This is a genomic window from Vibrio aquimaris (assembly GCF_009363415.1).
GTDB classification, from domain to species: Bacteria; Pseudomonadota; Gammaproteobacteria; order Enterobacterales; family Vibrionaceae; genus Vibrio; species Vibrio aquimaris.
Window position 1 is genome coordinate 545086 of sequence record NZ_CP045350.1, and the last position, 19889, is coordinate 564974.

General features: G+C 42.0%; 18 protein-coding genes. 12 read left to right on the plus strand and 6 right to left on the minus strand.

Going from position 1 to position 19889, the window contains the following annotated elements:
- Positions 1 to 21: 21 nt before the first annotated feature.
- From btuF to mtnN, 3 genes are read right to left on the minus strand one after another with little or no spacing between them, the layout of a single operon-like run.
- Positions 22 to 837, minus strand: a complete 816-nt coding sequence (btuF, locus tag FIV01_RS02555; RefSeq protein WP_152429593.1) for a vitamin B12 ABC transporter substrate-binding protein BtuF — start codon at positions 835 to 837, stop codon at positions 22 to 24.
- Positions 838 to 1791 carry a cobalamin biosynthesis family protein gene (locus FIV01_RS02560; protein ID WP_152431635.1) on the minus strand — a complete coding sequence of 318 codons (954 nt, stop codon included), beginning with the start codon at positions 1789 to 1791 and terminating at the stop codon, positions 838 to 840.
- A 23-nt stretch (positions 1792 to 1814) separates the two neighbouring features.
- Entirely contained in the window at positions 1815 to 2513 is a 699-nt protein-coding gene (mtnN, locus tag FIV01_RS02565) for a 5'-methylthioadenosine/S-adenosylhomocysteine nucleosidase (RefSeq protein ID WP_152429594.1), read from the minus strand.
- A gap of 276 nt (positions 2514 to 2789) precedes the next feature.
- Here mtnN and rpsO point away from each other — a divergent pair, with 276 nt between their 5' ends.
- The 6 genes from rpsO to FIV01_RS02595 all read left to right on the plus strand — a co-directional run bounded on the left by rpsO (position 2790) and on the right by FIV01_RS02595 (position 10476).
- Positions 2790 to 3059: a 30S ribosomal protein S15 gene (gene rpsO / locus FIV01_RS02570; protein ID WP_006957756.1), complete on the plus strand. Its 270-nt coding sequence runs from the start codon at positions 2790 to 2792 to the stop codon at positions 3057 to 3059.
- Positions 3060 to 3378: 319 nt separating this feature from the next.
- Positions 3379 to 5508 carry a polyribonucleotide nucleotidyltransferase gene (gene pnp / locus FIV01_RS02575; RefSeq protein WP_152429595.1) on the plus strand — a complete coding sequence of 710 codons (2130 nt, stop codon included), beginning with the start codon at positions 3379 to 3381 and terminating at the stop codon, positions 5506 to 5508.
- Positions 5509 to 5607: 99 nt separating this feature from the next.
- Positions 5608 to 6528: a lipoprotein NlpI gene (nlpI, locus tag FIV01_RS02580; protein ID WP_152429596.1), complete on the plus strand. Its 921-nt coding sequence runs from the start codon at positions 5608 to 5610 to the stop codon at positions 6526 to 6528.
- A gap of 149 nt (positions 6529 to 6677) precedes the next feature.
- The gene (locus FIV01_RS02585; RefSeq protein WP_152429597.1) at positions 6678 to 8018 is read left to right on the plus strand and encodes an MATE family efflux transporter; all 1341 of its coding nucleotides are present in this window, start codon (positions 6678 to 6680) and stop codon (positions 8016 to 8018) included.
- Between the two features lie 370 nt (positions 8019 to 8388).
- On the plus strand, positions 8389 to 9723 hold the full coding sequence (gene vpsR / locus FIV01_RS02590; RefSeq protein ID WP_152429598.1) for a cyclic-di-GMP-binding transcriptional regulator VpsR: 1335 nt from the start codon (positions 8389 to 8391) through the stop codon (positions 9721 to 9723).
- 501 nt (positions 9724 to 10224) lie between these two features.
- Complete coding sequence (locus tag FIV01_RS02595) at positions 10225 to 10476, plus strand: DUF1127 domain-containing protein (RefSeq protein ID WP_152429599.1); 252 nt, start codon at positions 10225 to 10227, stop codon at positions 10474 to 10476.
- A 70-nt stretch (positions 10477 to 10546) separates the two neighbouring features.
- Here FIV01_RS02595 and FIV01_RS02600 read toward each other — a convergent pair whose 3' ends face one another.
- On the minus strand, positions 10547 to 11581 hold the full coding sequence (locus FIV01_RS02600) for an NADP(H)-dependent aldo-keto reductase (protein WP_152429600.1): 1035 nt from the start codon (positions 11579 to 11581) through the stop codon (positions 10547 to 10549).
- 124 nt (positions 11582 to 11705) lie between these two features.
- Between FIV01_RS02600 and FIV01_RS02605 the strand changes: the two genes are divergently transcribed.
- Positions 11706 to 12017: a DUF6482 family protein gene (locus FIV01_RS02605; RefSeq protein ID WP_114786958.1), complete on the plus strand. Its 312-nt coding sequence runs from the start codon at positions 11706 to 11708 to the stop codon at positions 12015 to 12017.
- Here the strand turns inward: FIV01_RS02605 and mutH are convergent.
- The gene (mutH, locus tag FIV01_RS02610; RefSeq protein ID WP_152429601.1) at positions 12014 to 12679 is read right to left on the minus strand and encodes a DNA mismatch repair endonuclease MutH; all 666 of its coding nucleotides are present in this window, start codon (positions 12677 to 12679) and stop codon (positions 12014 to 12016) included. The genes FIV01_RS02605 and mutH overlap by 4 nt on opposite strands.
- Positions 12680 to 13295: 616 nt before the next feature.
- On the opposite strand from mutH, the gene rppH reads away from it, so the two are divergent.
- Genes rppH through FIV01_RS02635 form a run of 5 tightly spaced genes read left to right on the plus strand, consistent with a single transcriptional unit; the run spans position 13296 to position 18597 of the window.
- Positions 13296 to 13814 carry an RNA pyrophosphohydrolase gene (gene rppH, locus FIV01_RS02615; protein ID WP_114786956.1) on the plus strand — a complete coding sequence of 173 codons (519 nt, stop codon included), beginning with the start codon at positions 13296 to 13298 and terminating at the stop codon, positions 13812 to 13814.
- A 2-nt stretch (positions 13815 to 13816) separates the two neighbouring features.
- Positions 13817 to 16060: a phosphoenolpyruvate--protein phosphotransferase gene (gene ptsP / locus FIV01_RS02620; protein WP_152429602.1), complete on the plus strand. Its 2244-nt coding sequence runs from the start codon at positions 13817 to 13819 to the stop codon at positions 16058 to 16060.
- A gap of 33 nt (positions 16061 to 16093) precedes the next feature.
- On the plus strand, positions 16094 to 16864 hold the full coding sequence (locus tag FIV01_RS02625; RefSeq protein WP_152431636.1) for a sulfite exporter TauE/SafE family protein: 771 nt from the start codon (positions 16094 to 16096) through the stop codon (positions 16862 to 16864).
- Between the two features lie 45 nt (positions 16865 to 16909).
- On the plus strand, positions 16910 to 17731 hold the full coding sequence (gene lgt, locus FIV01_RS02630) for a prolipoprotein diacylglyceryl transferase (protein ID WP_152429603.1): 822 nt from the start codon (positions 16910 to 16912) through the stop codon (positions 17729 to 17731).
- 14 nt (positions 17732 to 17745) lie between these two features.
- On the plus strand, positions 17746 to 18597 hold the full coding sequence (locus tag FIV01_RS02635) for a thymidylate synthase (protein ID WP_152429604.1): 852 nt from the start codon (positions 17746 to 17748) through the stop codon (positions 18595 to 18597).
- 73 nt (positions 18598 to 18670) lie between these two features.
- Here FIV01_RS02635 and FIV01_RS02640 read toward each other — a convergent pair whose 3' ends face one another.
- On the minus strand, positions 18671 to 19816 hold the full coding sequence (locus FIV01_RS02640) for a Na/Pi symporter (protein WP_114786952.1): 1146 nt from the start codon (positions 19814 to 19816) through the stop codon (positions 18671 to 18673).
- Positions 19817 to 19889: the final 73 nt, after the last annotated feature.

The window sequence follows — 19889 nt, forward strand, 5'->3', positions numbered from 1 at the left end:
CAAGTTTTTATCTGCAACAACTCATTTTTTCAAAGTTTCAAAATGAGTGCACACTTGCTCAATGGCTTTGAGGGTTCTTGGTGTGGGTCTACTTAACCAGTCTGAATTGATAGACCAGATATGATGGTTTTGTACCGCTGTCATTTGTGTCTTCCACTTTGCCCATAAAGAGGTGGCAGAGGAAGATTGTGATGCGAAAATCACATCAGGGTTTTTCAAAATAACCTGTTCTTTACCCACTTGTGGGTATGGAACAGGGCTATTCTCAAATACATTGACGCCACCACAAAATGAAAAAACTTCGCTTGGCCAGTGATTTTTGGCGACCGTCATAAGTGGTTGCTCACTCAGTTGATAGAAATAGCGAATAGGAGTGTCCACTTGGTACTTTTGTCTCATCTCGGACAGCTGCTGCCTAAAGCTTTTTGCCGCCTGCTGGCCAATATCAGGATCAGGGGCATATAAACTGAGTTTTTCAAGGTAATTGGCAATATCGTCTAGTGATTGGATATTGATAGGATAAACATTGATATTAAATGCTTTGAGTTTGTCTATTTCTTTAGCTGGGTTTCCTCCTGGCCAGGCGACCACAAGATCTGGTTTAAGTGCGATAATGCGCTCTAATTTAAGGCCTTGATGATTCGATACAGTTTCAATCTGCTTTGCCTGTAGTGGGTAATCACTGTACTCACTTACAGCAACCAACTTATCTCCAAGGCCCGCAGCGTATAATAGCTCTGTGATGTGAGGAGCCAAACTTATTACGCGTTCAACGGGTGCTGCGAATAAATTTGTTGTGAAAAGAATTAATAATAAAACTAGGCGCTGAAACAGCATTTAAATTCCTTGATATATGGCGACCATGATAACGCTTTGCAGTACTATCCAAGCAAACATTCGCCATGCCAGCAAACGTTGCACCTGAGCAATATGAATCGCAGAGGGAGCAATCCTGCCACCAAGTTTACTTCGAATCGCTTTACTTCCATCGTACATTGCAGGGCCACCTAAAGAGAGCTGTTGTTTTGCTCCGACGGAAACAAGTAACCACGCAGGGCCTGGTAGTGGCCATGTGTTTGCTTGTGATTTGAGAAGGGCAAATACCTCTCGAGTTCTTCCACCAATAGCGATCATGAGAGCAAAAAAGCGCAGTGGAACATAATCTAAGATAGCAACCAAACGAATAACAGGAAGGCCAAAAGGAGAAAACCGTTTACGCGATGGAGACCAGGCCCTGGCTAGCTCAACAGTCATACGATAAAGAAAAGCGCCTATACCTCCGGCTAACGCATACCAAAAAAGTACCGCAACAACATTTCTTCCATAAGACATGATAAGGGTTTCTGCTCCTGCTTTACCCAAACCCATTAATGACAACGACCGAGTAGACCGATTAACGATCGGAGTCAGAAGCATTTTGGCATGTTCTTTATCTTCTCTTGCCAAAGCCTGCACAAATTGGTTGGTGAACTTATCGGTATTGCGCCAATCTATCGCGAGTAGCAGCAGAGCTAAATCAAATAATTGGGCCTGCCATACCAGTGGCTTAAGTGCGATAAGAAGAGCAAGCATGGGGAGAGTCATGAGTAGCATTGCTAACGTGCCAGATAGCATGCTTTGCGAATAACTCGAGTTGGTATTGACCTTATCGGCGAGCTGCTCTGCAAATTTATGCCATAGAATTGCTGGGTGAGCTTCGCGTGGAAAAGGAAGGATAAGATGAAACAGTAAAGCGCCCCACAATACGAGTAAAGCGCCATTTGAGTAGAGCTGATTAAAGAGAGTTTCCACGTTCATCAGCACGTCCGTAGTTATTATGCCTTGAGCAGATTGACCATGTTAAATACCATTTCAGACGAGCTCTTTGCTGCTAAAGGTAGGAACTCATCAAAACTCATCGGAGATTCTTTATCTGCAACATCAGAAATTGCGCGAACAACCACGAAAGGTACTTTGAATTGATGACAAACCTGAGCAATTGCAGACGCTTCCATTTCCACAGCGACCACAGATGGGAAGTGCTGACGGATAAAGGCTTGTCTTTCGCTAGAGCAGACAAAGGTATCACCTGTACAAATCAACCCGCGAACAGCATGTTTGCCTTCCATTTGAGACAAAGCTTTTTCTGCTGCATCCATTAATTTCGAGTCTGCGGAAAAGGCTGCTGGTTGGCCTGCCATTTGGCCCATTTCGTAGCCAAATGCAGTGACGTCGGCATCATGATGGCGAACCTCTGTAGAAATAACTACGTCGCCTAAGCTCAAGGATGAATCAAAGCCTCCAGCGGAGCCCGTGTTGATTACAACATCTGGTTGATATTCGTCTAGAAGAATCGTCGTTCCAATTGCAGCAGCAACTTTGCCAATGCCAGACTGGAGAAGAACCACATCTATGCCATCAAGTTGACCTGAGAAAAAGGTACAGCCTGCTTTAGATGCTTGTGTCATGTTTGTGATTGCTTGTTTAAGAAGAGTAACTTCTTGCTCCATTGCACCTATAATGCCAATTTTCATGCAGATTCCTGTTATTTCAGAAAGATAGGATATGTTGCACTAAGTGTAACAGAAATGCGGCAGATAGGAATGAAGAGTAAATCGAACTATCGCTTATTGGGCTCAGCATAAAGCGTAGGTAAATAATGATATTCATGGTTCGACAGGGTGATAGGGTCGATGATGAATTTTCTATTGCTTAAGCAAAGCCTATCGCCTATAATCCGCGATTCTCGTGTCGGCTGAATCAGAGATTGGCTGACACAATGTTTAACTTACTCTTATTAGGAGAGAATTATGTCTCTGAATGCAGAAACTAAAGCAGCAATCGTTGCTGACTACGCACGTGGCGAAGGCGACACAGGTTCACCAGAAGTTCAAGTAGCTCTACTTACTGCTTCTATTAATCACCTACAAGGTCACTTCAAAGCACACAAAGGCGATCACCACAGCCGTCGTGGTCTGCTACGTATGGTTTCTCGTCGTCGTAAGCTTCTAGACTACCTAAAAGGCAAAGATCTAGATCGTTACCATGACCTAATCAAGCGTCTAGGCCTACGTCGCTAATTTAGCGATTGCATAGAGCAGTTTGTCGAAAAAGGGGCTTTTGCCCCTTTTTTGTTGGCTAAATTTAGCCAAATCAAATTTAACTCGTTATACTACGCACGCGCGTTCTCATATTGTATGAGTTCGTCAAGGTATAGCTCATTACATTACAGTCAACCTCGTCGACCAAAAGGTCGCGGCTATTATAAATGTCATTACTGACCCCCTGTTTGCTGGCGTCAAGATAGTGCATTTTTACTAGTCGCGATTTGTGGTGTCTTGAGTGTCATTTAACACACTCTGAGAGTCAATTTGGATCTCTCAGAATCAAGGAATAACAATGTTCGAAAAACCAGTTGTTAAAACGTTTCAATACGGTAATCACACCGTTACTCTAGAAACTGGCGTTATTGCTCGTCAAGCGACCGCAGCAGTAATGGTTACTATGGATGATACAGCCGTATTTGTATCGGTTGTAGGTAAAAAAGAAGCGGTAGAAGGTCAAGACTTCTTCCCTCTCACTGTTAACTATCAAGAACGCACATATGCTGCGGGTAAAATTCCTGGTGGTTTCTTTAAACGTGAAGGTCGCCCTTCAGAAGGCGAAACTCTAACGGCACGTCTAATCGACCGTCCAATTCGCCCACTTTTCCCTGATGCATTTAAAAATGAAGTGCAAGTTATCGCGACAGTTGTATCGGTAAACCCTGATGTTCAGCCAGATATCGTAACAATGATCGGTACGTCAGCAGCACTAGCTATCTCTGGTATACCGTTCAACGGTCCTATCGGAGCTGCACGTGTTGGCCACATCGACGGTCAACTTGTTCTTAACCCAAGCAATACTGAACTAGAAACGTCTAAGTTAGACCTAGTTGTGGCGGGTACTGAATCAGCGGTTCTCATGGTTGAGTCAGAAGCGGACAATCTAACTGAAGAAGAAATGCTATCTGCGGTGGTTTATGGTCACGACCAACAGCAAGCGGTTATCAAAGCTATTAACGAGTTTAAAGCTGAAGTTGCTACGCCTGCTTGGGATTGGGTTGCTCCTGAAGAGAACACAGCGCTTAACACTAAGATTGCTGAACTTGCAGAAGCGAAGCTTGTTGAAGCTTACCAAATCACTGAAAAAATGGCGCGTTACGACCGTATCCACGAGATTGCTGCTGAAGTTAATGAAGTGCTGGTTGCTGAAGATCCAGAAGCAAATACAAAAGAAATTCACACTATCTTCCATGATCTAGAGAAGACAGTAGTGCGTCGCAGCATCATCGCTGGCAACCCACGTATCGACGGTCGTGAAAAAGACATGGTTCGTGCGCTAGACGTACGCACTGGTGTTCTTCCGCGTACCCACGGTTCATCATTATTCACTCGCGGTGAAACTCAGGCGCTTGTAACTGCAACTCTTGGTACGCAGCGCGATGCACAAATCATCGACGAGCTAACGGGTGAACGTAAAGATCACTTCTTACTACACTATAACTTCCCTCCATACTGTGTTGGTGAAACAGGTTTTGTTGGTTCTCCGAAGCGTCGTGAAATCGGCCACGGTAAACTTGCTAAGCGCGGTATCGCAGCAGTCATGCCGTCTGTAGAAGAGTTCCCATACACGGTACGTGTTGTATCAGAAATCACAGAATCTAACGGTTCTTCTTCAATGGCTTCTGTATGTGGTACGTCTCTAGCACTTATGGATGCTGGTGTGCCAATTAAGTCTTCTGTTGCTGGTATCGCAATGGGCCTTGTTAAAGAGGGTGACGATTTTGTCGTTCTTTCTGATATCCTTGGCGACGAAGATCACCTAGGTGACATGGACTTTAAAGTAGCAGGTACGAACACAGGTATTACTGCACTTCAAATGGACATCAAGATCGAAGGTATCACTAAAGAGATCATGCAAATTGCGCTTAACCAAGCCCAAGGCGCGCGTAAGCACATTTTGTCTGTGATGGATGAAGCTATCTCTGACGCTCGTGAAGAGATATCTGAATTTGCACCTCGTATCCATACGATGAAGATTAGTGCTGAAAAGATCAAAGATGTGATAGGTAAAGGTGGTGCTGTTATTCGTTCTCTAACCGAAGAGACGGGTACAACTATCGAAATTGAAGACGATGGCACGATCAAGATTGCGGCTACAGAAGGTACTGCAGCTAAAGAGGCGATTCGTCGTATCGAAGAAATCACCGCTGAAGTTGAAGTCGGCCGTATTTACTTGGGTAAGGTTGCTCGCCTAGCTGATTTTGGTGCATTTGTGACTATTCTACCTGGTAAAGATGGTCTGGTTCATATTTCTCAAATTGCAGAGAAGCGTGTAGAAAAAGTTTCTGACTACCTAACTGAAGGTCAAGAAGTTCAGGTTAAAGTGCTTGAAATTGATCGCCAAGGTCGTGTGCGTTTAAGTATGAAAGAAGCAGTTGAAAAGCCAGCTGAAGAAGCAGATAAGCCATCTGTTGATGCCGAGTAAGTAGCTAATTTGACTTAAAGCATGGTATAAAGGGAGCATTGAGCTCCCTTTTTTATGTCTGTTAGGCAATCAGGATTTTAGCGATAGGAGTATTTATTTGTGAAATGGTTTCAAGCTGCCATATTAAGCATGACTTTGTTGGGTAATCTGGGTTGTTCCTCTTTGATTGATCGTCAACCCGATTGGGTATTACCTCCAATGGTGGAAGCTCTGCAACCAACATTACAGCAAGAAGTGCAAATCGCTAGATTGAGTCAATTGCTGCAAAGGAATGACTTGCCGAATGAAACTCGAGCTAAGATGTATTTTGAAAGAGGGAGTTACTACGACAGTGTAGGCTTGAGAAACTTAGCAAGACTAGACTACGAACAGTCATTGGCTATTGTCCCTGCTCAGGCTGATTTATTTAATTTGCTCGGTGTTTATTTTACTGAAAATAGAAACTTTGATGCCGCGTATGATGCGTTTGATTCAGCGCTAGAGCTTGCACCAGAGAATGCGTATGCTGCTCGAAATAGGGCAATTGCTTTGTATTATGGTGATCGGTTTGAGTTAGCCTTAGAAGATATGCAAAAGCATTATGATCAAGATCCGAGTGACCCTTTCAGGGCTCTATGGCTGTATATTGTAAAGTCTGAGTTCTCCCCTGATGTTGCAAAACAAGAGCTTGAGCAACGTTATAAAAATAGTGACAGGCAATGGGGGTGGTTTCTTGTTGCAATCATGCTAGATGAGGTGTCTGAGAAAGATGCCTTTAATGCAATATACAGTACGAGCAAAGATAGAAGGGTTCGAGCGCAACGATTGACGGAAGCGTATTTTTATTTAGGTAAGCGTTATCAGGCAAAAGGAACTGAGCGTGATTTAGCCAAAGCCGTTTCTTTCTATAAATTAGCGATTTCTTTTAATGTTTTTGATTATGTAGAGCATCGCTACGCATTTCTTGAGTTGCAGGGAATCTATGAGCAAATACAGAAAAGGGAGCCGTCTGGCTCAATGGATAAACAAGCATCTCGTTAACTCAACCATTTAAGTATGAAGCCGCGGTTTAGTCAAACTGCGGCTTTTTATTGCGAGAACACGCAAACCTACCAGTACATAACACAGGTATTAGACTGTGACCTAGAGTGATTCACGTCGTTGCTACTGACTTTATACAATGGCTTTCTATGCAAATATCAATTCATCGCCAGTTTTTTAAATATACCTTTCCCACAGTATTAGCAATGCTAGTCTCAGGATTTTACCAAGTAGTAGATGGTATTTTTATAGGTCGTTTTGTTGGGGCCGATGGTTTAGCGGGAATAAACGTCGCATGGCCTGTAATTGGCTCTGTTCTAGCTATAGGTATGATGGTTGGCGTAGGAACTGGGGCGCTGATTTCCATTCGTCAAGGTCAACAAGATAGTAAAGGAGCTAAACAGGTTCTTTCAACAGGGCTATTGCTACTCGCTTTATTGATGCCAGTTATTGCCAGTGCTTTGTACTGGTTATCGGACGACTTTCTACGCTGGCAAGGAGTTGAAGAGCGCGTACTTGAATTGGGTTTGCAATATTTGGAGGTTCTTGTTCTGGCTTGCGTGTTTACCTTGGGATCCATTGCTATGCCGTTTTTACTGCGTAATGATAATAGCCCTAGTCTTGCCACTTCTTTGATGATTGCAGGAGCTCTACTTAATATTCTTTTTGACTATGTTTTCATCGCTTTTCTAGGTTGGGAATTAACCGGCGCTGCTATCGCGACAGGATTGGCTCAGATGTTTGTAAGCCTAGTCGGAGTGTTCTATTTTTTTTCCCATAAAGCGACATTGCGCCTACGCTTGTCAGAATTTAGCCCCAAGTTATATTTGGCACCCAAGATCGTTAACATAGGTTTTGCGAGCTTTTTCATGTATGCCTATGGCGCACTTATGATTGCAGTTCACAATAGTCTTTTTTCTCATTATGGTGATCAAATGGTTATTGGGGCTTATGCAATCCTTGGCTATATTGTTACCGTTTATTACCTCATTGCTGAAGGAATCGCAAATGGTATGCAGCCTTTAGTCAGTTATAATCATGGGGCAAATCACCAAGAAAATGTCAGAAAATTACTAAAAATGGCAATGATAAGTACCGTAGCGATTGGGCTTGGATCTGTGTGCTTGTTGAATGTATTTCCTAAAGAATTTGTATCAGTATTTAATCACACTAATGAATTATTGATTGAAAATGCGATTATCGGCATTCGCTTACACTTGTTTGCGCTAGCATTTGATGGTTTTCTCGTTGTCGTTGCAGCTTATTACCAAGCGATTAATAAAGGGTCAAAAGCGATGTTTGTTACCGTGGGTAATATGCTCATTCAATTACCATTCTTGTATATAATGCCTAAGTTAATCGGTATGACAGGTATATGGATAGCTTACCCTTTGTCGAATATAACTTTAAGTTTGTTTGTTGTTGGTATGTTAGCTAAGGATATACGTGATGATAGAACTCGACGGAAAGAGCAATTTTTATCACAGTAATGTTCTTACTAACTGGGTAAGTTTTAAATGATCTTTGTGACTTTTTATTCGTTAAATTTGTTTTTAAATTCATTTTTAAGTTGCTTAAACGAGTAATAATATTGCTTTTACGAATCACACGAGAACACTAAGTTAAAAAAACATACCATTCAAAGGCTTATAAGTAACTTGGCTCAATATCTCGTTTCGTGGAGTTTTATTGATTTTTTTATTTTTTAAATGGCGAGGAATTTTCTTTAAATTATATAATTAACTCACTAGTCTTAATTTTGAGACAGATTATCTAGAAGAGTCTCGATAATGTAACCTTGTGTCAGCGTGTTTTCGGGAACACATAATTATAATTCAAAAAATAAAAGGGATGTATTGCATGGCTAGTCAATTCCGAATGGACTCCATTCCTGGTTCACTTATTGTTGTAGGCGGGACATATGAACCATGGTTATCAGTCCTAGAGCAGGTCGGATGGTACTGTACTCAGTGTGCAGATTTGCGTAAAGCAGATTCATTATTTAGTGAGACAGGGCCTTGTATTGGTATCGTTGATTTGAGTCATGATGAGTTTAGTCTCAATGGTATCGCCAATTTAGTAAGTAATCATAAGCAAGTCCGTTGGCTAGCATTTATCAGAGAATCTCAGTTAAGCTCAGATACTATCTGCCAGTTCATTGTTAACTTTTGTATCGACTTTTTTACTGCACCTATACCCGATGCTCAATTGCTGAGTACCATTGGACATCAGCTTGGTATGTTAAAGCTAGAGAAGAAAGTATGGCCTTATTACGGAAGCAATGACAATATGGGACTAATTGGTAACTCTATTCCACTTAAGCGTCTGCGGGATCAGATAAAACGCATCGGGCCGACTGATGTCAGTATTTTGATTTACGGTGAAAGTGGCACGGGTAAAGAAACAGTTGCTAGAGCAGTGCATAAAACATCCTCTCGTTCGCAGAAAGAGTTTATTTCGGTAAACTGCCGTGCTATGTCTGAAAGAAGATTAGAAAGTGATCTTTTTGGTATTAATCGAGATGATTTATCTGAACCATCTATCCTAGAGAAAGCGGATGGAGGAACGATTCTACTCAATGATATTTTGACTTTGCCTCATTCTCAGCAACTAAATCTACTACGATTTTTGCAGGAAGGTACCATAGATACGGAAGAAGGAGCAAAAGAGGTAGATGTTCGTATTTTGGCTGCAAATTCTGGTGATATTGAAAAGGCGCTAATGGATGGTAATTTTAATGATGAGTTATATCATTACATCAATGTATTACGTATAAATGTACCAAGCTTGAAAGAGAGAGCTGCTGATATTGCCATTTTGGCTCGTCATTTTCTCCAAGAATATTCTAAAGAATATAACGCTCAGGCAAGGAGTTTTACTGAAGAAGCGGTTCGTGATCTAACTCGATACCATTGGCCTGGCAATGTTCGTGAGTTGATGAATCAGATAAAACGCATTGTTCTCATGTCGGATACTGTGATGTTGGATGAGCAGCATTTAGATCTACCAAAGCGAAGTGAAGTGAAGCGCAGTTTGAAGAGTATACGCGAAAGCAGTGAAAGAGATGCGCTACTGCTAGTATTGGAATCACATTCGGGACAAGTTGCAATGGCAGCTAAGGAACTCGGTGTTTCTCGCGCAACTATGTATCGACTACTCAACAAGCACAATCTGATTGCTGATATTACTAGCTAGGTTTAATCGGGAATGACCACATATTTCATTCGTGTGGTCATATTGTAATAGGTTAGCACGAGTAATAGCAGATAAACGGCTATAATTACTTTTCCTAAGTGAAATATGGTGTTCTATTTATTTTCTCATGGCTAATATCAGATTAATAATCCTTATTATGAATTATCGATAGAAATAAATTGATATATGTTTCTGTATGTATATAATCATCATGTGATTTAAAAGATCACACCTACTTTATATGGATTAATAATTTACTTGGAGGCAAAGAATGACACATTTTAAATTTGTACCATCTAATAATGCCTCTACTTTTGAATTTTTCTTTATCTCAGATAAAAGCATCACATCTGATGCCTGTGATTTTAAGAGTAAAAAAGTAATTTAGTTAATCCGTGCCTATTTATTTTAATTGGCTGCGGAGAAAGCAGCGAATTAAAATAAAGCCTATCTTTGGTTCTATCGTTGACTTTCCCCAGCCGCACCGACTGGAGAATCATTATGAGTCATTCTGTTTATTTAAAGCTTGCTGTTTTTTTAGTTAAAATCGATTTACGCCGTGAAGAAAGAGAGTGGAAGCGCCGAGTTCGTCGTGCTGCATTTCAAATCCCTTTTGCTAATGAGCACCTTATGCGTGATGTAGGTTTAGAAAAAGGTGGCCGTTGTATTGGAGATACTGTCCCTAATGATGTGAAAACCGAACGCCGTATTCGCCACCTTCGACGAGTGCTCTCTTCGCGAATACCGACGTAATTTATCGGGCCAATTGAGCTTCAATTGGCCCCAAACTGCAGCCAGTTGGTTTATCTAACTGGCTTGTTGTTTAAGGACACGGGTTAGAGTAAGTTATTCCAATTTCTTGTAGCTCGTTGAGTAGTTCATCGCTAAGCACCACATCCAAACTATCAATGTTCGATTTTAGCTGTTCTAAGTTGGTCGCGCCTATTATGGTAGAAGCAACGAAGGGGCGTTGATTAACAAATGCTAGCGCCATTTGGGTTGGAATTAAGTCGTGATCCCTTGCTAAGCTCACATACGCTTCTGTCGCTTGAATGCCTTGAGGTGTAAAATAGCGCACAAAACGCTCAAATAAAGAGCACCTCGCTCCTTTTGGGCGAGTATTGTTTAGGTACTTACCGCTCAAGCAACCGAAAGCAAGTGGTGAGTATGCTAATAGCTTTACACCTTCGTAGTGACTAATTTCTGATAACCCTACCTCAAAGCTTCTATTAAGAAGATTATATGGATTCTGGATAGAAACAATACGCGGGAGCTCATGTTTTTCTGCTAAGCGAAGTAGTGTCATTACCCCCCACGGAGTTTCATTGGATACGCCGATGTAACGTATTTTTCCTGCCTGAACAAGACCGGCGAGACTCTCTAAAGTTTCTATTAAAGTCACATCTTCTTGTTGATCTGGATAGGGGTAATTGAGTTGGCCGAAACAATTTGTACGTCTCTGTGGCCAATGAAGTTGGTAGAGGTCGATGTGATCGGTTTGCAGTCGTTTTAAACTATCATCGATCGCTTGGTGAATGTTACGTCGATCTAGACTCATATTGTCGCGAATGTAGGGTATATTTCTAGGGCCTGCGACTTTGGTGGCTATGATGACTTTTTCTCGTTTCCCAGACTTTTTTAGCCAATTGCCAATGTATGTTTCTGTTAACCCTTGGCTCTCAGAGCTGGGTGGGACTGGGTACATTTCCGCAGTATCTATAAAATTCACCCCTCTCTCTAGTGCATAATCTAGCTGCTCAAATGCCTCTCTCTCTGAATTTTGTTCACCATAGGTCATAGTGCCGAGACATATCTGACTGATTTCAAGAGAGGAGTGAGGTAACTTGTTGTATTGCATAAACCTTCCTTACACTAATCGCTTTTATACCAATATAGGGTATCGAAGCGTTGGATGAAATCTATCTCGGTAACAATTTCGCAAAACTGTTAATGTTAACTAAAATCTAACATGGGGGTGAAGTATGCAAAAAAGTCAACTAGATAAATGGATCCACGGTCATCATAAAGATAACTATCAGCCGCCGAAAGTGTTTGTGATAGGGTGCTCTGATCTTTCTCACTATCTTCTCGCTGTTGAATATAAGCACAGATTAGAGCCGATCAAAGAAAAGGATGAGCTTATTCATTTCGAATCTCTAGACATGGTTAGAGAAGCACTATTAAAGCTTGGGATTAACAAAGCATATTTGCGTTTGCACAATACCTATGATGAATGTGGGGCAGGCGATGGTCCATTATATTATGATGTTGAACTATCCCTAACAACGCATTAGAAAAAATGTTTTTCTAGAATGCTTGAAGTAAATTGTGTACGAAGGTAGAAACCGCGCGGTAAGGTCATAATCGGTTTGCCAGAAACCCCATATGCCTCAGTCAAGACGCGGCTGTGAGCTGCTTTTGGTCTAAGTTGCAGAATTTGACCATGATGGGCGGTAATCTTTTCCACGTGACCAAGGACGATCATTTCCATTAACTCTTCCCAATCTGCTTTGAGTTGAGCGTTTTCTTCTTCACTCGGTGTCCACATTAGGGGCGTTCCAACTCGACGGTCAGCGAGCGGTATTTCCCGCTCGCCCTCAACTGGGACCCATAGTACTCGAGAAAGCTTATTACATACGTGGCTAGTTTCCCATGTTAGCCCTTGGATTCCCATCAATGGCGCTACACAGACGAAGGTTGTTTCTAATGGTTTACCTGTGTAACTAATAGGTATGGTTTTTAATTCAATTCCCAGGTGCTTAAAGTCTTGCTCAGCTTTGCTTCCTGCAGGCGCACCCAAGTGCCATTCTATGAGCTGGCCTACCCAGCCTTTGTCTTTTTTTAGGTTTGGTGGAACAGTCAGCTTGGCTTCTTGTGCCAATTCCTTAAAGCTAATACCTGCAACCTCCATTGCCCGTTGGAATAGCTCTTGTTCAGATTTTGGTTCAACTTTCATAGTGCTTTATTTGATCTTTGGTATGACTTTATTGTACCGGATTTATAGTTAAAAGTGCTTAACGTCGATCTTATTAGATGAAAAGATCACTGTCAGTCAAGTTATCCACACACTATGTAGATACATAGGACATCGCCAATGGAGAGTGTATGAATAAACAGGTTTTTTTTGATGAGTTAGGGCTTGTATTTTACGAAAAACAGGTATCTGGCAAGATCTTTTTGTGGATAAATTAAATCCTGATGGATCTTTGACCGATCTAAGATTTAGTCGTAATTTTAGCTTTACTCTTTTTTTGTAGGGGCTGTGTTTTTTATTAAGATTATGATTTTATGCTATTTTATTTTCTTGCTCGTCAAAAGATTTAAATAGGAGCTTTAATCTTAAGACTAAGCTATTCTCATTTTTTTGAATTCTTCACATACTTATACACAGAAAAGGTGAATAAATGTGGTGAGTCTCTCATTGTTATGTGAATAACTATCTATTAGACGGATTTTTATTCATAAACTGTTTTGCACTGCATGTTTTATGTTTCAATTAGAAGAGGATGTTTGCTACATCTGGGGATATGTGGAAAAATCACAGTAATTAAGAATTTATTAGAGGTTGGCCAGTGATAGATGGCGATGGTTACCGCTTGAATGTCGGGATAGTAATTTGTAACAACCATGGTCAGGTCTTCTGGGCTAAACGATACGGACAACATTCATGGCAATTTCCTCAAGGAGGAATTGATGATGGGGAAACTCCTGAGCAGGCAATGTATAGGGAGTTATACGAAGAGGTTGGTCTTACCAGTAAAGATGTCAAGATCGTCGCAACAAGTCGTCATTGGTTAAGATATAAGTTACCGAAAAGATTGGTTCGTTGGGACTCCAAACCTGTCTGTATTGGACAAAAACAGAAATGGTTTCTTCTTCGTTTAGACTGTGATGAATCACGGATTAATATGCAGCGAGGAAATGCCCCTGAATTTGATGGTTGGCGGTGGGTAAGTTATTGGTACCCAGTCAGGCAAGTTGTGTCTTTTAAACGCGATGTTTATCGCAGGGCAATGAAAGAGTTTTCTTCGGTGGCTATGCCATTTAAGGAGCGTAAAGCGAAAGGTAAGCGTAAACACAGAAGAGGGTAGACATGCTTTCTCAGCTAAGGGACATTGTTGAACAGGTATCCAAATTAGAGGATATTCATCAGGCTTTAAAAGTTCTGGTTACGCAAACGTGCAGTGTAATGAAGACCGAATGCTGCACGGTTTACCTTGCCAATGAAGATATGCAGCGTTTGGAACTGATGGCCACAAAGGGGCTTAAGTTTAAGGGAAAAAAAATCCACATAAGCTTTAGTGAAGGGCTAGTTGGTCTAGTTAAGCGCAGTGCTGAACCGTTAAATCTTGCAGAAGCTTCAAAACACCCTAATTTCAAATATTTTTCTCAGCTTGGTGAAAAAATCTACCATAGCTTTCTTGGCACTCCCATTATTTACCGCAGACAAGTGCTTGGCGTTTTAGTCGTGCAGCAAAAGCAACCCCGTCAATTTAATGAAATTGAAGAGTCATTTCTGGTAACACTTGCTGCGCAGCTGGCAGTGATTATTGCCCATGCCCATAGCCAAGGCCAATGGCGCTTAGAGAAAGGTCAAGATGAGATTAGAGGTATTGCCGCTTCTTCGGGTGTTGCTATTGGTGAGTTTCGTTGGGACGACACCCTAGTTGATTTATCAGAGGTGTATCCTGCATCAACTCTAGATATCGAACGTGAGCAAGAGGTATTGCTGCTAGCGATTGAAGAAGCCCTGAGTGATTTTCGTAGAATGCGAAAAAAATTTGATGGTGAAATTAACAAAGATGCATTGGCTATTTTTGATCTGTTTACACATTTGCTCAATGACCCTATGCTCCGCAAAGATCTCAAAAGTCAGGTGCAAAAAGGAGACCGCGCGGATTGGGCATTGAGGCAAGTGGTCGAGAACTACTCTAATCGCTTTGCAAAAATGTCAGATGTATATATGCGTGAACGAGCTCAGGATGTCAAAGAACTTGGACAGCGCCTGCTTTTTTTTCTCCAGAATACTGAGAGGTGCCAACCGGAATTTGAGAAACCTGTGATTTTGGTTGTTCGTGAGTTGACAGCAACATTGCTTGCGTCCGTACCGAGAAAAAAGTTACTTGCTGTCGTCGCTCTGGAAGGAGCGGCAAACTCTCATGCTGCAATATTATCTCGTGCTCTCGGGATCCCCACTGTGATGGGGGTTACGTTAAACCTAAAGGAAATTAATGGCAAGAAGGGTATTGTAGACGGATACAGTGGCAAGTTATTTATTTCACCTAACGAGCAATTGCTGAGGGAATATGGTGAGTTGGTTGATGAAGAAGGAGAGCTTGCCACCTTAGTCAATCAAAAAGCCCTTGAACCTGCGCAGACCAAGGATAATGTACGTATTGAAATAATGCTCAATGCCGGACTTAGCGCTGACGCTAACATAGCAATAAATCAAGGTGTTGATGGCGTGGGCTTATATAGAACGGAAATTTCTTTTTTACTCCACCATCGTTTCCCATCCGAGGAGGAGCAGGTCTTTCAGTATAAATCGGTCCTTAACACATACCCAGATAAACGTGTAGTAATGCGTACTCTGGATATAGGAGGAGACAAAGCATTACCTTATCTACCCATAGAGGAAGATAACCCTTTCCTAGGGTGGCGAGGTATCCGCTTTACACTCGATCATCCAGATATTTTTCTAATGCAAATAAGAGCTATGATGAAAGCGAGTGTCGATCATCAAAATCTCAGTATTTTACTTCCTATGGTTTCAGGTACCCAAGAACTTGATAGTGCTTTGGAATTGATCGACCGTGCTCATTTGGAACTGGCTAAGCAAGACAGTAGAATCGTTATGCCGGCGATTGGAGTCATGATTGAAGTTCCATCTATGATATATTTGTTGCCTCTTATCGCAGAGAAAGTCGATTTTGTATCAATTGGCACCAACGATCTTACCCAATACTTGCTGGCAGTCGATCGAAACAATGCTCGTGTGGCCGATGTTTATGAATCTATGCATCCATCTGTTGTGATGGCGCTTGAGCATATCCATCAAACATGTGAGCAACTTAAGTTACCCGTGTGTATTTGTGGAGAATTGGCTGGCGATCCTATTGGCGCTCTGCTTATGGTTGGCCTTGGATATCGAAGCTTGAGTATGAATACCTCAAACGTGGCAAAAATTAAATATTTACTGCGACACACAGACAGCCATGAATTACAGGATCTCGCTACCCAAGCTTTGATGAAGCCATATGGTAAAGAGATTTATACTATGATGAAAACCTTCTTTGATGACAAAGGCTTCTCTGGCTTCATCCGCGCAGGAAAATAAAAAAGGAATGATGTGAATATTGAATTTTTAGCTATGCTAGTCCTTCTTGGGGGATTTGTGGGGATAATGGCAGGGCTACTTGGTATTGGCGGCGGTTTAATTGTTGTGCCTGCTTTGTTATTTCTTTTGCCGCTTGCCGGAATCGATCCTTCAATTAGCATGCAAATAGCGCTAGCGACTTCTCTTGCTTCAATTATTGTCACTTCAGGTTCTTCCGCTTTTAATCATTTTAAGCTCGGTAATGTCGATATTCATGTCGTTAAGTGGTTGATGCCTGGAGTTGTGGTTGGTGGTTTTTTCGGAGCCAATATTGCCGAATGGCTACCAGCGAAATATTTGCCTAAGGTCTTTGGTTTTATTGTGTTAGGTTTGGCTATCCAAATGCTGTTTTCGATTAAAAGGCAGAGCACTAAAACCATGCCAGGCAGCTTGGCGACTATCTCTATTGGGACTGGTATCGGTATGGTATCAAGCCTTGCTGGTATTGGTGGTGGTTCATTATCAGTTCCTTTTCTTAACCGTCATGGTGTGGAAATGCGCAAGGCTGTTGGTTCTTCCTCAGTGTGCGGATGTTTTATTGCCATGGCAGGAATGATAGGTTTCATCTTGCATGGTTATCAGGCACAATCTCTGCCAATGTATAGTTTGGGCTATGTTTATTTACCTGCCCTTCTCGCGATTGCATCAGCGTCTATGTTGACGACACGTATTGGTGCTAAAATGGCGACATCTTTACCGACTCATGCATTGAAAAAAATCTTTGCGGTGTTTTTGCTCTTTGTCGCGGGAACTATGCTGTGGTAACGAACTCTCATTTAATTATCTTAACACCAAAAGAGTGGTAGTTTTATGTCTCAAGGATTCCTTGAATTCCCCAATATCGATCCCGTTCTGATCTCATTTGGGCCTTTATCAATTCGTTGGTACGGTTTGATGTATTTAATTGGTTTTGCGTTTGCTCTATGGTTGGCTAATAGACGAGCAGACCAAGCTGATAGTGGTTGGACAAGAGAACAGGTTTCGGATCTCTTGTTTGCTGGATTCCTTGGTGTCGTCATTGGCGGTCGTATAGGGTATGTTGTATTCTACAACTTTGATCTCTTCCTACAAGATCCTCTTTACCTATTCAAAGTTTGGACTGGCGGCATGTCATTCCATGGTGGTTTGTTGGGTGTGATTAGCGCCATGTTCTGGTATGCCAAAAAGAATGGCCGTACGTTTTTCGGTGTTGCTGACTTTATCGCCCCACTGGTTCCTTTTGGTTTAGGTATGGGTAGACTTGGTAACTTTATGAACGGTGAGCTTTGGGGACGTGTAACGGATGTGCCATGGGCAATGGTTTTCCCTACGGGTGGGCCTCTACCTCGCCATCCTTCTCAGTTATATGAAATGGCCCTTGAAGGGATTGTTTTGTTTCTCATCTTGAATTGGTTTATCAAAAAGCCGCGTCCACTTGGCGCCGTGTCTGGATTGTTTTTAGCGGGCTATGGTTCATTCCGTTTCTTAGTTGAATATGTTCGTGAACCTGATGCGCACTTAGGATTATTTGGCGGCTTTATATCCATGGGTCAAATTTTGTCATTGCCTATGGTAGTTGGTGGCATTTTGATGATGTTGTGGGCATATAAACGTGGCCACTATAAAGATGTGATCCCACAGCAGACGAAATAAAATAAGGAACAAGTGTGAAACAATATTTAGATCTGTGTCAGCGTATTGTAGACCACGGTGAGTGGGTCAAAAATGAACGTACAGGCAAACGCTGCTTGACTGTGATTAACTCAGATCTCACTTATGACGTTGCTCAGAATCAGTTTCCCTTAGTAACAACCAGAAAAAGTTTTTGGAAAGCCGCGGTTGCAGAACTACTGGGTTATATCCGAGGTTATGATAACGCCGAGGACTTTCGCAGACTTGGCACGAAAACATGGGATGCAAACGCTAACCAAAATTCAGCTTGGTTGAATAACCCATATAGAAAAGGCTCTGATGATATGGGCCGAGTCTATGGTGTTCAGGGACGCTCGTGGGCAAAACCAGATGGTGGCTCTGTCGATCAATTGCGAAAAATTGTCGATGATTTAACTCGAGGTGTTGATGATAGGGGAGAGATCCTCAATTTCTATAACCCCGGAGAATTTCACATGGGCTGCCTACGTCCATGCATGTATAGTCATCACTTTTCTCTGCTTGGTGATACCTTGTACTTGAACAGTACTCAGCGCTCTTGTGATGTGCCTCTGGGCCTAAACTTTAATATGGTGCAAGTTTATGTGTTTCTGGCTGTTATGGCTCAGATCACGGGGAAAAAAGCTGGCCAAGCATATCATAAAATTGTTAACGCTCACATCTATGAAGATCAACTTGAGTTAATGAGAGATATACAGCTAAAACGTGAGCCATTGAAAGCCCCCACCTTTCATATCAATCCAGAGATAAAATCACTAGAAGATTTGGAAACATGGGTGACATTGGATGATTTTTGGGTTGAAGGGTATGAGCATCACGATCCTATTCAATACCCATTTTCAGTTTAATGACACTTTTACTGGCATCCCTAAAACAGAAAACCCCGCAATCACGTGCGGGGTTTTGTTTTATCGGTTTTACTTATGCACTGAGTGCGAGGATAGTGCCGGGCAATACTAGGAATACCGCTAAGAGGTAGCCAGCGACAACCGCTTTATTTTTTACCGCCATATCCGAGATGATATCTGCAGCCTTAACTGGCAATTCTCTCAGTACCGGAATACCAAAAATAAGTACGGTTGCTAGTATGTTAAATGATAGGTGGACGAGTGCTATCTGCAGAGCAAAAACAGCAAACTCACCTGATGCAGCCGTTGCTGCCAGCAATGCGGTAATACAAGTACCTATATTGGCACCCAAAGTAAAGGGATAAACATCTCTCACTTTTAATACGCCAGAGCCTACCAGAGGTACCATTAAGCTGGTGGTTGTCGAAGAAGACTGTACCAATACTGTGACTACTGAGCCTGATAAGATGCCATGGATTGGGCCGCGACCGATTGCGCTTTTGAGGATTTCACGAGCACGCCCAACCATCAGGCTTTTCATCAATTTACCCATCACGGTAATCGCTACAAAAATAGTTGCGATACCGATAGCTATAAGCATCACGCCACCCATTGTATCGCCAAAGGTGCTCAATGGCTCCTTGAGTGCTCCGACAACGGGCTTGGTAATAGGCTTGATGAAGTTTAGTCCCTTCATACTCATGTCGCCTGTCGCCAGAAATGGTGAAACTAGCCAATGAGAAACTTTTTCCAAAATACCAAACATCATTTCTAGAGGTAGGAAAATAGCCACGGCTAATAAGTTGAAGAAGTCATGAATCGTGGCACTGGCAAAAGCGCGCTTGAACTCTTCTTTATTGCGAATGTGTCCCAGAGAAACGAGCGTATTGGTTACCGTCGTTCCTATATTCGCTCCCATGATCATTGGGATAGCAGTTTCAACAGGCAATCCACCCGCAACAAGCCCTACAATAATAGAAGTAACAGTACTTGAAGATTGAATGAGAGCAGTGGCAACTAGACCTATCATCAAGCCCGCAACCGGATGCGAAGCAAATTCAAATAAAACCTTCGCTTGGTCGCCTGTTGCCCATTTAAAACCACTACCAACCATAGATACTGCTAAAAGCAATAGATACAGCATGAACGCCAAGTTAGCCCAGCGCAACCATCGAGTTGTACTCGAAATAGGTGCTGCTGTTGTAATAGCTTGGTTCATAAATTTTCTCCGTGGACCAGAATCATTGTTACGGTCAATTATTAAAACTGTTGGCGATAGTAGAGGTTAATTA

What these genes read in the sequence shown, in the direction of transcription:
- btuF (WP_152429593.1), bottom strand. Translation starts at nt 837, where the DNA reads ATGCTGTTTCAGCGCCTAGTTTTATTATTAATTCTTTTCACAACAAAT.
- mtnN (WP_152429594.1), bottom strand. Translation starts at nt 2,513, where the DNA reads ATGAAAATTGGCATTATAGGTGCAATGGAGCAAGAAGTTACTCTTCTT.
- rpsO (WP_006957756.1), top strand. Translation starts at nt 2,790, where the DNA reads ATGTCTCTGAATGCAGAAACTAAAGCAGCAATCGTTGCTGACTACGCA.
- pnp (WP_152429595.1), top strand. Translation starts at nt 3,379, where the DNA reads ATGTTCGAAAAACCAGTTGTTAAAACGTTTCAATACGGTAATCACACC.
- FIV01_RS02585 (WP_152429597.1), top strand. Translation starts at nt 6,678, where the DNA reads ATGCAAATATCAATTCATCGCCAGTTTTTTAAATATACCTTTCCCACA.
- vpsR (WP_152429598.1), top strand. Translation starts at nt 8,389, where the DNA reads ATGGCTAGTCAATTCCGAATGGACTCCATTCCTGGTTCACTTATTGTT.
- FIV01_RS02595 (WP_152429599.1), top strand. Translation starts at nt 10,225, where the DNA reads ATGAGTCATTCTGTTTATTTAAAGCTTGCTGTTTTTTTAGTTAAAATC.
- FIV01_RS02600 (WP_152429600.1), bottom strand. Translation starts at nt 11,581, where the DNA reads ATGCAATACAACAAGTTACCTCACTCCTCTCTTGAAATCAGTCAGATA.
- FIV01_RS02605 (WP_114786958.1), top strand. Translation starts at nt 11,706, where the DNA reads ATGCAAAAAAGTCAACTAGATAAATGGATCCACGGTCATCATAAAGAT.
- mutH (WP_152429601.1), bottom strand. Translation starts at nt 12,679, where the DNA reads ATGAAAGTTGAACCAAAATCTGAACAAGAGCTATTCCAACGGGCAATG.
- ptsP (WP_152429602.1), top strand. Translation starts at nt 13,817, where the DNA reads ATGCTTTCTCAGCTAAGGGACATTGTTGAACAGGTATCCAAATTAGAG.
- FIV01_RS02625 (WP_152431636.1), top strand. Translation starts at nt 16,094, where the DNA reads ATGCTAGTCCTTCTTGGGGGATTTGTGGGGATAATGGCAGGGCTACTT.
- lgt (WP_152429603.1), top strand. Translation starts at nt 16,910, where the DNA reads ATGTCTCAAGGATTCCTTGAATTCCCCAATATCGATCCCGTTCTGATC.
- FIV01_RS02640 (WP_114786952.1), bottom strand. Translation starts at nt 19,816, where the DNA reads ATGAACCAAGCTATTACAACAGCAGCACCTATTTCGAGTACAACTCGA.